Source organism: Kitasatospora sp. NPDC059408 (assembly GCF_042751525.1).
In the GTDB taxonomy this organism is placed as follows: Bacteria; Actinomycetota; Actinomycetes; order Streptomycetales; family Streptomycetaceae; genus Kitasatospora.
Genome location: NZ_JBHYWI010000001.1, coordinates 433,716 through 446,884, shown reverse-complemented (window position 1 = coordinate 446,884; position 13,169 = coordinate 433,716). Strand labels below are relative to the sequence as shown.

General features: G+C 69.3%; 12 protein-coding genes. 1 reads left to right on the top strand and 11 read right to left on the bottom strand.

Features of this window, described 5'->3' with window-relative positions:
- Positions 1-26 precede the first annotated feature (26 nt).
- Genes ACFXDE_RS02185 through ACFXDE_RS02165 form a run of 5 tightly spaced genes read right to left on the bottom strand, consistent with a single transcriptional unit; the run spans position 27 to position 5,888 of the window.
- On the bottom strand, positions 27-2,000 hold the full coding sequence (locus ACFXDE_RS02185) for a glycosyl hydrolase family 28-related protein (protein ID WP_380489923.1): 1,974 nt from the start codon (positions 1,998-2,000) through the stop codon (positions 27-29).
- Positions 1,997-2,302, bottom strand: a complete 306-nt coding sequence (locus tag ACFXDE_RS02180) for a hypothetical protein (protein ID WP_380489921.1) — start codon at positions 2,300-2,302, stop codon at positions 1,997-1,999. Before ACFXDE_RS02180 ends, ACFXDE_RS02185 begins: the two co-directional genes overlap by 4 nt.
- Positions 2,303-2,327: 25 nt before the next feature.
- The gene (locus ACFXDE_RS02175) at positions 2,328-3,533 is read right to left on the bottom strand and encodes a hypothetical protein (RefSeq protein WP_380489919.1); all 1,206 of its coding nucleotides are present in this window, start codon (positions 3,531-3,533) and stop codon (positions 2,328-2,330) included.
- The gene (locus tag ACFXDE_RS02170; RefSeq protein WP_380489917.1) at positions 3,530-4,606 is read right to left on the bottom strand and encodes a hypothetical protein; all 1,077 of its coding nucleotides are present in this window, start codon (positions 4,604-4,606) and stop codon (positions 3,530-3,532) included. The genes ACFXDE_RS02175 and ACFXDE_RS02170 overlap by 4 nt, the downstream gene beginning before the upstream one ends.
- A 28-nt stretch (positions 4,607-4,634) precedes the next feature.
- Entirely contained in the window at positions 4,635-5,888 is a 1,254-nt protein-coding gene (locus ACFXDE_RS02165; RefSeq protein ID WP_380489915.1) for a hypothetical protein, read from the bottom strand.
- A 297-nt stretch (positions 5,889-6,185) separates the two neighbouring features.
- Here ACFXDE_RS02165 and ACFXDE_RS02160 point away from each other — a divergent pair, with 297 nt between their 5' ends.
- Positions 6,186-6,611: a hypothetical protein gene (locus tag ACFXDE_RS02160; RefSeq protein ID WP_380489913.1), complete on the top strand. Its 426-nt coding sequence runs from the start codon at positions 6,186-6,188 to the stop codon at positions 6,609-6,611.
- A 67-nt stretch (positions 6,612-6,678) separates the two neighbouring features.
- Here the strand turns inward: ACFXDE_RS02160 and ACFXDE_RS02155 are convergent, their stop codons facing one another.
- From ACFXDE_RS02155 to ACFXDE_RS02130, 6 genes are all read right to left on the bottom strand, one after another.
- Positions 6,679-10,794 (bottom strand): hypothetical protein, encoded by a 4,116-nt coding sequence (locus tag ACFXDE_RS02155; protein WP_380489911.1) that lies wholly within the window; start codon positions 10,792-10,794, stop codon positions 6,679-6,681.
- Entirely contained in the window at positions 10,758-11,087 is a 330-nt protein-coding gene (locus ACFXDE_RS02150; protein WP_380489909.1) for a hypothetical protein, read from the bottom strand. Before ACFXDE_RS02150 ends, ACFXDE_RS02155 begins: the two co-directional genes overlap by 37 nt.
- 26 nt (positions 11,088-11,113) lie before the next feature.
- A complete protein-coding gene (locus tag ACFXDE_RS02145; protein ID WP_380489907.1) occupies positions 11,114-11,503 on the bottom strand; it encodes a hypothetical protein in 390 nt (129 codons plus the stop codon).
- Positions 11,504-11,609: 106 nt separating this feature from the next.
- Positions 11,610-12,200, bottom strand: coding sequence for a hypothetical protein (locus ACFXDE_RS02140; protein ID WP_380489905.1), 591 nt, complete (start codon positions 12,198-12,200; stop codon positions 11,610-11,612).
- Positions 12,201-12,282: 82 nt separating this feature from the next.
- On the bottom strand, positions 12,283-12,996 hold the full coding sequence (locus tag ACFXDE_RS02135) for a hypothetical protein (protein ID WP_380489903.1): 714 nt from the start codon (positions 12,994-12,996) through the stop codon (positions 12,283-12,285).
- Positions 12,996-13,160, bottom strand: coding sequence for a hypothetical protein (locus ACFXDE_RS02130; protein ID WP_380489901.1), 165 nt, complete (start codon positions 13,158-13,160; stop codon positions 12,996-12,998). The genes ACFXDE_RS02135 and ACFXDE_RS02130 overlap by 1 nt, the downstream gene beginning before the upstream one ends.
- Positions 13,161-13,169 lie beyond the last annotated feature (9 nt).

The window sequence follows — 13,169 nt, the reverse complement described above, 5'->3', positions numbered from 1 at the left end:
GTGGGCGTTGGCGGGGTGCTGGGAAGTCAGCCGAGGAGCGGTTCGATGCCGATGGAGCGCGAGTAGATGGTCGCGGATCCGCCGGCGGAGTCGACTTTGTGGTTCCAGGTGACGGTGATCGTTTCGCCGATGTTGGTGCTGCTGACCCGGATGGTCAGGCTGTTGCCGTCCTGCATGTAGCTCCCGGTGGAGCCGACGAGGAGTGAGAAAGCGTCGGACGGCGCCCGGATCGCCCCGGAGACGCTGCCGGTCACGTTGAAGGACGAGATGGCGTAGTGGTTGGCGTTGATGTCCTGCCGGACGGTTCCGTAGACCCGGAGCCGGCCGGACGGCGGGACCGTGGCGGTCGCACTGAGGGACGGCGTGGTGATGGCGGCGTACGACGTGTTGGTGATGCCGTTCGAGGTGGTGTCCTCGACGTACGCCGACGCCATGTTGCCGGCCTGGAGGGTTCCGTCGGTCTTGAGCTGGCCCGCACCGTTGCGGTAGAGCGTGGTGTCGGTGGCGGCGCTGCCGGGGCCCCAGGACATTTTGCCGGCCATGTCGCGCTGGAAGCGGGCGTTGGCGTCGCCGGTGGCGCGGGAGTTCTCGGCGGCGCCGGTGGAACTGGTGGCGCGCAGGTCGATCAGGGGGTTGGCGTTGCCGCTGGCGGTGGTGGATGCCAGCAGGGCGGTGGAGTCCGTGGTCAGGGCGACCGTCTGCTGGCCGCGGGAGGACCAGGGGAAGCTGGTAGCGGTGGTCGGGCTGCTGGTGGTGCCGGTGGCTTCGAGGACGTTCGGGCCACGGAAGTAGTTGGTGTTGGTGCCGTCGTCGTAGACGCCGGTGGTGGCGCCCTGGACGTATCCGGCGGTGAGGGTGACGTTCTGGGCGCTGGAGGTGACCTTGATGCCGTACTGGGGGCTGTTGGTGCCTGTGCCGTTGTCGTCGACGCCGGGGAAGACGGTCACGCTGTTGATGATCACCGGGATGGTGGAGGCGACCATGGCGATGCCTGCGAAGGAGCCCCCGCCGCTGCCGCCGTTGCGGCCGTCCCGTCGGAACATCCCACCGTTGACGATCACCGGGACCGTGCCGGTGGCGGTGATGTGCAGGCCGTCGCCGGCGTTGCGGTCCGTGGACAGACCGGTGATGACGAGGCCGCCGGCTCCCGTGCCGGTGGCCCACGCGCCGGTCAGCTCGACACCGTGACTGCCGTTGCGCTCGGCCCGGCAGTCCGTCAGGTGCGAGTTCGCCGCCGAGGCGTTGAAGTAGATCCCCGAACCCGTGCAGCTGAGGGCCTCCAGGTCGTACCAGGTGGAGTCGATGAACCCGGCCACGCTGAACCCGTAGCCGCCCACGCCCTTGGCCAGGACGCGGGAAACCCGCCACGATGACGGCGCGCCACTGGCGTTGGAGGCGCCGGTGATCCCGTTGCCGCCGACGGAGGCGATCTGCACGTTGTCGATGGCGACGGAGTGCACGTACCCGGTGGCGAGGATGCCGTGGACGCTGTTGCCGCCGGCGAGCGCCGAGCCGTCGACGTTCAGGTTCCGAATCTGCTGCTCGGCGCTGACAGCCGAGTACGAGCCGGTGGCCTGGTCGACCATGCTGATGACGGCTGTGCCGGAGAACGAGGCGAGCGGCTTGATGGACACCCCGCCGGTGTCGGCGTGGTTGCCGTGCGGGCCGGTCAGCGCCACGCCCGGCGGGATTGTGAGGGGGGCGCTGGTGCGGTAGGTGCCGCCCGGCAAGTAGACGACCTGCCCGGCGGTGGCGGAGTTGAGCGTGGCCTGGATCGCGGTGGTGTCGTCGGTGGTGCCGTCGCCCTTCGCGGCGGGCTTGACGCTGATCGCGTCGGTGCCGGGGGCCTTCCAGGAGGCGTTTCCGGCAGCGTCGGACGTGAGGACGCTGCCGCTGGCGGGGCTGGCGGTCAGCTGGAGGCCGGGGACGGTCAGGGGGCCGGTCATGGTGTCGCCGGCCTTGAGGACGCGGTCTGCCGCGCCGTACATCGCCGCCGTCATACCAGCTTCCCGAGGATCACGTACGTGCGGGTGGACCGGACCGGAAGGACGAGGACGCTGTCGTTCGCAGCCGGCGTGTAGGAGGCCAGGCGCTGGTAGGGACCGGTGAGGGTGGTGGCCCCGTTGACGAACGCCCTGGGCTGGCCGCTGGTGTAGGCGGGGTCGATGACGGCGGGCAGGACGGCGAGGGGCCAGCCGGAGTCGATCGCGGAGGTGCGGGTTTCGACTCGGCCCAGGCGCAGCTGGATGGACTGGAGTTCGGCGGGGAAGCGCTGCTCCAGCGGGCGCGGGTAAAGGGGCACCGGAGGCTCACCGGCCTTTCTGGGACTATCCGGTGACGACGCCGGAGGTCTGGAGCTGGATGGTCTCGGGCTGCTGCGGGCCGGGCGGGTAGCAGGTCCAGCCGACGACGCGGACCTGCTGCTGCAGTCCGGGGGCGCCGGTGGAGGTGGGCGGGTGCAGCGGAGAGGTGGCGACCAGGGTGGTGGTGTCGCCGAGGACGATGTCCCGCAGCTTTGGGTAGCCGGATCCGCCGATGGTGACGAGCGGATTGGTCATGGCCTGGGCGCGCAGCTGGACTTCGCCGTCCGCGAAACCGTCGATGGCTGCCTGGGTGGTCACCCAGGAGCCCTGCCAGGAGACGGAGGACTCCATCAGCGGGTAGCCGGCGGAGAGGTCTCTGGCGTCGGATCCGTGGGGGTAGGCGGACTGCCACTGGAGGGCCGCGCCGTTGGGCGGGGCGGTTGCCCAGACGACGTTGCTGCTCTGGCTGCCGGTGCGCTGGTAGCTGTAGTCGATCAGGTTGCCGGGGTAGGTGAGGGTATAGCCGGAGGCTGGGGCGGGGCGGCCCATCCTGAGGTAGGCGAGGCGAAGGAAGATCGCCAGCGCGCCGGAGGAGTCGATGCCGGGGACGAACGCGTATTCCAGGTTCCCGGAGGCGCACATGTCCTGCCAGGCACTGCTGATCTGGGTGAGGTCGGAGTACGTGTAGGAGGCCGTCCACTGTGTTCCGGCGATGGCCGCGGCCCCTTGCGGGACGACCAGGCGGGACACGGCTCCGTTGCGGGCGACCATCGACAGGTAGGTGGGGGTGCGGGTTGTCGCCGGGGACAGGGAAGAGATGTAGGCGGACTGCTTGGAGGTGCCGTAGCGGACCAGGTCGATGAACGCCTGGAACAGGTCTACCTGCTGGTAGATGATGGTGTCGGTGATCAGCCGGTGCTGCCACAGGGTGTCGATGGTCTGCGCTGAGATCGGCAGCGTGCCCTGTTTGCGGCCCTGGTCTGGCCAGTCCCAGACGATGCCGGCCCACACGGGGTAGCCGTCCTGGAGGACCCAGAGTACGGCGCGGCGGCATTCGAGTGCCTCGACGGCGGGGGCGTTGACGGCGTAGGCCTCGTTGAGGGCGAGGGATCCGGTGAGGCTGCCCGATCCGTTGAGCTGCATCCCGAACGACTGGACGGACAGGGGGAGGCTGTCGGCGAGAGTCTCTCCGCTGATCAGGTCGGTCGCAGCGTAGGTGTAGGTGCTCACAGGGTGACCGGCTGCACCCGGAGGATGATCTTGCTGTTCTGTCCGACGACCGTGGTCCAGTTGTTGGTGCCGACCATGCTCTGGGCCGTGACCTTGACGGTGTGGGTGCCGGCGGACGGTGTGTCGCCGGTGGCGCCGCTGGTGTAGTAGGACCAGGACCCGCCGGAGTAGGTCCCGTTGTCGGTGGGGCAGCTTGCGGTGAAGAAGTTGTCCAGCACCGTACTGTCGATGTACATGCGGAACAGGACACTGAAAGTCGTCGTCGACGAGTTGTTGGACGACACCGCACCCCACTTGAAGAACACCTGGATGTCGGTGGTCCCGTCGGTGGTGATGGTGCCGCTGAGGACTGTCGTCTCGGCGCCGAGAAAGCTGAAGTTGGAGGTCAGCGTCGTGATGTAGGGCGGCCACGGGAGCACCTTCAACTGCTGCGCGCCCGAGCTGTTGTTGTGGTAGAAGCTGCCGCTGCCCTTGTCCCAGGCGACCTGGCCGCCGTAGCCGGTCACGGCGTTCTTCGGGGCGACGAGGACGCCGCCGGCCGTGGTGGTGAACGGCCGCTGGTCGGCGATCATGCCGTTGGTGATGGAGCTGGCGGCGGCCGGGACGGTGAGCTTCGCGAGGGTGATGGAGTTCGCCGGGGCGGCGGGCGTGGACGGGGTCACCGCCGCGACACCCGTGATGATCTGGATCGCGCCGAGGCTCGACGAGGTGCCGACATCGGACACGTACGCCACGATGATGTCGATCCGCGGGTTGGACGGGTCCGCGGTCTGCACGGTCAGCGTCGCGGCCGACGCCAGGGTTGAGACGTAGCCGCCGGCGGTCGGGGTCGCGGTGTTCGGAACGACGTAAGAGCCGGGGCCGACGACGACCGTCATGCCGGATCCCGCGGTCACGGCGAGGCCGGCGCCGCCGATGACGCCGCCCAGCACGCCGATGTTGCTGCCGGTGACGATGCCCGGGTCGTAGAAGTAGGCGGTGACGGCGGAGTTGCGAAGATCGTTGCCGCCGCTGGCGTCGTACGTCTTGCCGGTGAGCCACAGCGGCACGGACGTTGTCACCTGGGTTGCCATCGGTTCCCCTCTCGGCGTGATGGGTGGTTCAGACCCAGGAATCCCGCCAGTAGTACGTGGTCATGGCGCCGGAGCCGGCCGCGCCGCCGAACCCGATCTGGCTGACGCCGGGCGCGAGTTGCCACCAGGACGAGCCGATGTCGGCCGGCCAGAAGGTGCCGCCGGTCGATGGCATGCCGGGCGACGTGGAGGGCACGGTCGGGTTGACGAACCCCTGCCGGTTGAGGAAGTCGACGACGAAGATGTCCCCGGCATTGAGAGTCAGCCCGGACCAGGAGACGGTCTGGTTGGTGGCCAGGTTGGTGAGCGTCGGCCCGGTGATGGGGCCGGACACGACGGCGACCGGTGGCGACTGGAACGACCCGGCGTTGGTGGCGGCCGCCGCGCCCGGCGGCGCGGACGCAGTCAGGGTGAACGGCACGGTGAACGGCACCACCATGCCGCCGCCGCCCCCGGCCGGCGTCAGGCCGATGCTCAACGACCTCTGCGCGGTGGCGTACTTGCGCGGGTCGGGGGCGACCAGGCCGACGGTCCAGGTCACGTCGGTCAGGGTCGGATAGGCCTCGGTCAGTTTCCCGGAGCGCCTCGCGCACACGAACTTGGGGACGGGTTCGTCGACCCGCAGCATCGCCAGGTCGCTGACCGGGACGGCCTGCTGCAGCATGGCGCGGGCCTGGTCCCGCAGTGCCTGGGTCGGCGCGGACGCGGTGACGGTCCAGGTCAGGGTGCGGGGCGCGAAGTACTGAGGGGAGGCCCAGCCGCCATGGTCTCCGGCGCGCGCGATGACGCCTGCTCCCTGGACGTCGGGTCCGTCCCAGCCCTCCAGTTTCTGCCACAGCCAGGCGATGCCGTTGGCGTCGACCTTCCCGAACTCGATGTCAATGCCCGCGGCCGCGTAGGTGAGGCCGCCGGTCCAGAAGCCGACGTCACCCGCCGGCACCGGCAGAGCGAAGCCGCCAACGACGGTGAAGTCCTCGACCCCGAGGAACGTGTTGGCACCGTACTGGCAGGACCAGTTGGCGACGTAGACGCCCTGCGCGGCCGAGGCGGGGATGTTCCACGTGCAGGCGTACTGACCGACGCCGGTGCGCCATACCTGCCCGGAGACGGGCTGGGAGGCGCCCTGATAGGTGTACGGTCCGGCCGTGTCCGCGGCGAGTCCGACCTGCTGCCCGTACGTGATGTCGAGCTGCACAGCCGAGGGGTCGGTCAGCGCGCCGCCGGTCTCGTTGTAGAAGGCGAGGTAGAGCGTCCACGGCTGGCCCGCAGCGGCCTGTCCCACCCGTCACCACCTCCGGTGCCTCGATCGACTCGGTCACGGTCCGGCAACGTGGCGACGGCGTGATCGGAGCGCTGCCACACTGACTGCACCAAACCGCCACAGCCCCGGGGGTTACCCGTGCGTCGCGTCTTCCCGGCACTCGCCGGTGTCCTGCTGACGGCCGCGTGCGCCAGCACCAGCACCACCACTGCGCACCCGCCGGCCTCGCCGCCGGCCGCGACACCGAGCCCGGCCCCGTCGGCGACGGCGATCCCGACACCAGCAGCCACGCCGACCGCGACACCGAGCCCCACCGCAGTGGCCACGGGACAGCTGGAAGTGGCGATCCCCGCTGCTCGGCTGCCCTACAAGCCGGCGCAGGGCGCGCCCGAACTCGACGACGTCAAGGTCGTGAAGACCGCGGCCGATCCGTGCGGGATCCCGGCCGACGACTCCGGCAACGAGGCGCAGCTCCTCAACGCCCGGATGGACGTGAACGTCATGATCGTGACGTTTGAGTTCACCAACCCCTGCCCGGTCCCGGTGAGCTACACCTTCCACGTCACCCAGGCAATCGGCAGCCAGACCGGACCGTCCGGCGGCCCCGCCGTCGATGCGACCACGTCACCCATCCCGCCGGGGAAGTCGATCTCCTTCAACGTCAACGTCGATCCCAGCCCGAAGCTGACCGCCGCCCAGGTGAGCCGGCTGTGGGTGGGGGTCACCCGGATCGCCAAGGCGTAGGCCCAGCCGACCCCTTGGCGTGGGGCACCGCGGACGAACCCCCGACGCCCCACACGCCTGCGCGAGGTCAGACGCCGCTGAGCGAGAGCGCAAGCCGGCGCTGCATGTCGGCCTGCTGCTCCACCGTCGGCAACTGCGTGCCGTGGTAGTGCTGCTCGACGGTGACCTGCCGGCCGACGGACGCCCCCGCGGCTCCCTGCCCAGCGAGATGCCGCACCAGGTCCACGAACGCCGCAGACTGCTCCGGCGTCAGGACAGCCTCCGGCTTCGCCAGACCGTTCACCGGGACGGTGCCCGGCATCAACCACCCGCCCCGGTCGTAGCCCTGCGGCGGCAGATTGGGGTTGGCCTGCTGCACACGGCTGATGCTCCCGTAGCGGCCCACGATGTAGCGGGTCGCCGCGGCGACGTTGGCGACCGGATCATAGATGTCGGTGCTCGTGCCGGGAACATGGTTCGACAGGAACGTCGACATGATCGTCTGCGCCAGGCCGCGCGACGGGTCGCCGTTCTTGGCGTTGATGTCAGTGAGGTTGATGGCTCTGGGATCCCAGCCGGACTCGCGATTGATCAGCGTGTTGAGACCGGCCCGCCACTCGTCCTGCGTGCCCGGCGGCGGTACACCGGCGGCCTGGAGCGCCGCGTCGATCACGGCCAAATGGTCCCCGGTGGGGATGGGGCCGCTCCCCGCGCTGGGTGCCGGGTGCGTGCCGAGGATCGCCTGCACCATGTCGCGGATCAGGGTGGTCGGCACGCCGGTCATGAGCTTGGCGTAGTTGCCGGCCGCGCCCTGGGTCCCGACCAGCTTGGTCAGGGCGTTGGTCAGGGCGTCGCCGTTGCCGGTGGCGAGGGCTGCGATGATCTTCGCGATGTCGGTGGCCGTGCCGATCAGGTCGCCGACGAAGCCCTTGACGGCGCCGACGATGCCGCCGCCCGCGAAGTTCCCGTCCGAGGACTGCCGGCCGCCGCCGTACGCCGCGTTCAGGGCGTGCACCGCTCCCGGACCGATCGCCTGCACGGCCTCCGGAACCAGCACGCCCTCGCCGGGCGAGAGCATCGCCGGCACGGTGTCCTGACCGGGCGCGTAGCCCGGGACGATGCCGCCGGTGGCAAAGCCGGCGATGAGCGGCAGGTCCAGACTGTGCATGCCGATCGCGCTGGTGACGGCGTTCCAGAGCTTGGCGATCCCGCCGTCGTAGACGGTGTTGACCATGAACCGCACAGGCGCGATGAAGATGTCCGCGAGAGTGCCCCAGGTCTTCTTGAGGGTGTTGACGAAGTCGGAGAGGCCCTGACCGATGCCGTTCCACATCGGCTCGAACACGCCGTGCCACAACCACTCCGCCTTCTGATCAACCCAGTCGACCGCGGTGCGCCAGTGCGACGCGAAGTCGAGGATGGCGGAGATCACCGAGACGATCGCGCCTTCCACCGGGCCGGTCAGTTTCGCGGCGAATTCCACGAGGACGCTGGCGATCCGGATCACCAGACTGACCAGTGGCAGCAATGATTCGATGAGTCTGACGGCGGCCGGCACCAGCGGTAGAATCGCCTGAAGGGTCTGGATCATTCCGAGCTGCAGGTCTTTGGTGAGGAATTGTGCCAGCTGAAGAACGACCGGCAGTAGCGCCTGGAATAGCGGCGTCAGATCCTGGCCGATCTGACCGATAATTTGGCCAAGAACCGGCAGTAGCGGGGCAAAAGCCTGAACGACTCCGGTAATCGCCTGGGCAACCGGTACCAAAAGCGGCCCAAGGGCGGAGAAAATCGGGCTCAGCCCCTGCCCGAGCGACCCGGCAAGCGTCGTCACCGCAGGCAGAAGGGCCGCGAGTGCGGGCGCCAGCGCCTGCGCAATGCCGCCGACAACCGTGCCCAGCAGCGAGCCGATAGGCGCCAAGGCCTGCCCAAGAGTGGACAGCCCAGAAGAAAGTGCGCCAACAAACGGAGAAAGTGACTTTACAACGGCAGTCAGCCCATTGGCAATTCCGGCAACCGCGCCGGCCAGGCCATCCGCCGCGCCTTTCTGTGCCCCGAGCTTCGCCAGCGCCCCCACGAATCCACTGACCGCAGGGACCACCGTCTTCACGAGCGTGAGACCGTTGTCGATCAGCCCCTGGAGAACGTCCTGCCCCGACTTAGACTGAAGCGCCGAACCGAGGCTGCTGAACACCTTGCTGATCTCCGAGCCCATGGCCGACACGCCAGCGGTCAGCGCGGGCATCGACTGCGAAAGCCCGGTGACGAACTGCGCCAACCCGGGCGCGATCGCGTTCTGCGCCGCCTCCCGCATCCGCGTGAACGCGCCGTTCATCCCCAGGATCTGCTCGACCACGGCACGCATCGCCGGGGTCATCCGCGACAAGTCCTTCGCCAGCTGGTTGGCGGCCTCATTCTCGGTGGCCTTCATCGCGGCCCACTGGAGCTGCTGCTCCTGCACCACGTTGCTGACGTTGCGCTCCGCCAGGGCGACGCTTCGGGCGTCCATCTGCCGCTGGTAGGCGGCCTCCTGTTCGGCGGCCGTCAGCTGCATCTGCGCTTCCTTGACCTGCGACGCATTGTTGAGCTGCGTGTTCGTCAGGTTCTGCTGCGCGATGGCGTACTGGGCCTGCGCGTCGGTCTGCCCGAACTGCGCTGCGACGAGGGACTGCTTCGCCTTGATGATCTCTTGAGAGCCGTCGATGCCCTCCTGGTTGGCCACGTTCGCCTTGTACTGGGAGGCGGTCAGCTGGTCCTGAGCGTCGACGAGCCGCTGCTGCGCCTGCGCGACCGCCAACGCGGCCTGCTGCCGGTCCAACTGCGTGGAATAGGCGTTCTCGTTGACCAGCCTCTGCTGGTAGATCGCCTGCTGGATGCCGAGCTGAGCCTGCTCGACGTTCAGCTTGCTGTCCGCGAGCTGGTCGTCGAGCTCCCGCAGGTTCTCCCGGGCCCGCTCCCACGCCTGGTTCAGGTTGTACTGCGCCTCGGACAGTGCGTAGTTGGCCTGCTGGACGCCCTGCTCGGCCTGCACGACCGACTGCAGTGCCTGCACCTGCTGGGCGGCGGCGGAGCGCTCCACCGACGCAAGATTCATCTGCGCGGACTCGATCGACCGGGCCGCGGTGATCGCGTCCTGCGCCTGCTGCATGCGCGCGGTGGTGACCTGCTCCTGCGCCCCCTGCCGTTGCACGGAGTTGCTGAACTGGATTGCGGCGGTCTGCTGGGGCAGCATGCCGATGTTCAGGGCGGCCTGGTGGGCGTCGCCCAGGGCTTTGGCGACCGGGCCGAGCGCCAGCGCGCCGGCGCCCGCGAGAAGACCGCCGCCCATCGCGGCGCCGCCGATGCTGGGCAGCAGGCTGGTGATGCCGCCGGCGATTCCAATCGGCATCTTGTACTCGGACAGGAAGCCGGCGAAACCACCCTCTCCGCCGGAGCCACCACCGCCGGCGCGAGGCTTGGCGGACTCCCCGTTCAGCTTCTTGAGCCGAGCCTCGGCCCGGTCGACTTTGGCATTGAACTCGCCGTCGTCCAGGTTGAGCCGTGCCTTGGCCTCCTTTGAGTCGAGCTCGGCGAGCTTCGCCAGCAGGCGGTCCAGGTCTGCTGTGGCGCGCGTCAGGCCGGCGGACGCCTGGACCCGAACCTGCGCGTCCCGCGTCTGCAACTCGTCGAGCCTGGAGCGGAGGATCTCCAGCCGACTCTGAGCCTTCGCGATGTCGGCGGTGACCTTGGGAGTCGCCTCCTTGGTGCTCAGCTCCTCCAGCTTCGCCGTCAGGGCTTCGATCTGCGCTTGTGCCGACGCCATCTGCGGGGTGACCGCGGGCCGGGCGATGACCGAGTTGAGCCGGTCGATCTTCGCCTCGATGGCTTCGACCTTGGCCTGAGCGTCGGAGATGTCCGCGCGGACCCGCGGCGACGGGTCGGCAGCCGCCAGGGCCTGGAGACGCTCCCGGATCTCGCCGATCTTCGCGGTGGCCTCACCGTCCTCCAACCTCACGTTCGGACGGGCAGTGCGAGCGCCGAGCTCATCGACCGTGGCCCGCGCCCTCTCGGCACCGGCGTCGAGCTCGCCAGTGTCGAGCTCAACCCGCACCCGGGCGCGCGTCCCAGCGGTGGCCTCCTCCAGCTTGGCGAGGAGTTCCTCCCGGAACCCCTCGGTGTCCGGCGACACGGTCACGAACGCGGCGGCGATGCGGAAGCCCTCGGGCACGACTCACCCCCGGGCGATCCGTAGCTGAAGAGGCCGGCGAATGCCGGGTCGGCTCTGAGCGCCGCAGGAGTGCCGGGGTTGATCTCCTCATGGCGGCCGGGCGCCATTTGCGGCATGCTCCCGGCGCCGCCGTCCTCCTCGCGGGCGGCGGTGGCCCTGACCCGCATCACGCCCTCGTACGCGGGCATCCGCCAAGCGAACCGCAGGAACGTCGGACCGTCGAGGACGGTGATGTCGCCGATACGGTGGAAGACGCTGAAGTCGGAGGCGAGGTCGTCGAGATGGTCCAGCACCCACCCGACCTGCACCACCCGGTCGACTACGCTTTTGGGAGCTCCAGAGCGCCCATGGTCTGCCGGGTCGCGATCGCGGTGATCTGCTGGAACTGCTCCGGGGTGAGCTGGTCGTACTCCCGCAGCGCCCGGTAGCCGTCCTCGCCGAGGAGGCTACCGAGGAGGTAGTCCGCGGCGACGGCATCACCTTGGTCCTTGGCGAGGTGCATGTACTGCAACGCTACGTTCATGCGCGGGCGGGCCGGGATCGTGTACTCGACATCGTCGATGTAGAACAGCGGGACCCGCTTCTCGTCGGCCCGCGGGGCGGTCGTGAGGCGCAGGACCTCGAATCCGGGCTCGGCCGGCGCCAGTGGCGCGGGGGGCGGACTCATACGGCTGGCGGCCTTCTTGCTGGCGGTCACCTTCGCGGCCATGAGCTCCTCTTCGGGGATGACGGGGATGGAGGGGATCCGACAGTGCTGCAGGGCGGGCGCGACGTCCCGGGACGAGCCGGGGTGGCCATCGGCCCCGCCCACCTGGCTAGGCCGTCTGGTCCACGATGTGCACGGGCGGGATGCTGCTGCTCACGTAGTACGCGCTGAAGGTGCAGTCGTAGGACTGCTGGGTCTTCTTGTCGTAGGCGAGCTGCGCCTTCACCTGGCTGAGGACCTTGCGGACGATGACCCGGCGCAGTGCCGGCTGGCCGCTGGCGAGCATCGGCGCCCAGCCGTCAATAATCAAGCCGGCGTAGGTGGGCTGGGTGGACGCGGAGGTGACGGGGATGTCCAGCGTCGTGTAGCCGGTGTTCGTGGCAAGGGTGCCGATGTTGTTGAGCGCCGTCTGCAGGTTGGTCAGCGTCATCTCGGCGAGCTTGGCGGTGACCGTCATCTTCATGGCGGTCAGGCGGGCGCCGACGTCCATGGTGATCTGATCGACGGTGAGGGAGGTGTAGGTGTTGTCGACCTCCCAGGTGACGCCGCCGTCGGTGCCGCCGACGTCTGTCCAGGGGGCGCCGGGCGGCGTGGTGGGGCCGTTGGGAGTGACGGCGGAGTCGAGCGGCTCGGTCGAGCCGAACGGTGCGACGTACAGGCGGGCCGGTCCGAGGACCAGGTTGGCGGCATTCACTGCCACAGGGATCATCCCCTACGTGGTGGGTGCGGGCATGAGAAAGGCCCGCACGAAGCGGGCCGGAATCTGGGCGTTGGAACGCGGGTTAGAAGACACCGCTGTTCTGGAGCAGTGCGACGCCGGTGACGCTCGCCGGGGTGCCGAAGTCCACGAAGATCAGGCCGCCGGGCTGGTTCTCGTCCGTGGGGAACGGGCCGACGACGTTCGTTGCGTTCGTGGCCAGCGACGCCGTGATCGCGGAGACAGGCTGGCCTTCGATGGTGGTGCCGATGTTCACGATGACGGTGCTGCTGCCCGCGCTGCTGTTGCTGGACTGAGGCGCCAGGCCGGTGTTGGTGGGCGGGGCGGTCAGTGTCAGGTTGGTGCCGATCGCGGTCGGGGAGCCGGCGGTCTGCTGGCGGGTGTAGCTGGCGCCGCTGGCCTGGGTGACGTAGGCGTACCAGCCGGTTGCGTTGCCTGCGGCGGCCGGGGAGGTGACCGTGATGGTCGAGGTCGAGCCGGTCGTGGTGACGCTGGCGGAGGCGGAGGCGACGGTCTCGCCAGCGGTGTTGGTGTAGGAGACCTCGACCTGGTAGGTGCCGGCGGCGACGGTGCCGCCGGTGGTGGCGGTGGACACGCTGGGTGCCGTCGGGGAGGTCAGCTGGCCGAGCTGGACGTGCAGCACCTCGCGGCCGGTGTTGGTGAAGGACACCCCGGTGTTCGCGCCGAGTGTCGTGGCGTTGAGCAGCGAGGTGAGGTTGAGCGGCGAGGCCGAGCCGGTCTTCGGCTGGGCGGTCGCGGTCAGGCTGAGGCGGGTCATCAGACGTCCTTCGGCTTGGGCCCTGCCTGCTGCTTGGCGGGCACGGGATCGGCGGCGGCCGGGCTGGGCTCCTCGACCAGAAGGCCCTGGGCACGGAGCACCTGGGCCTCGTCGTCGGGGACCTCGACGGCGTCGGGGAAGAAGGTGGTGCGGACCAGGGGCATGAGGTCCTC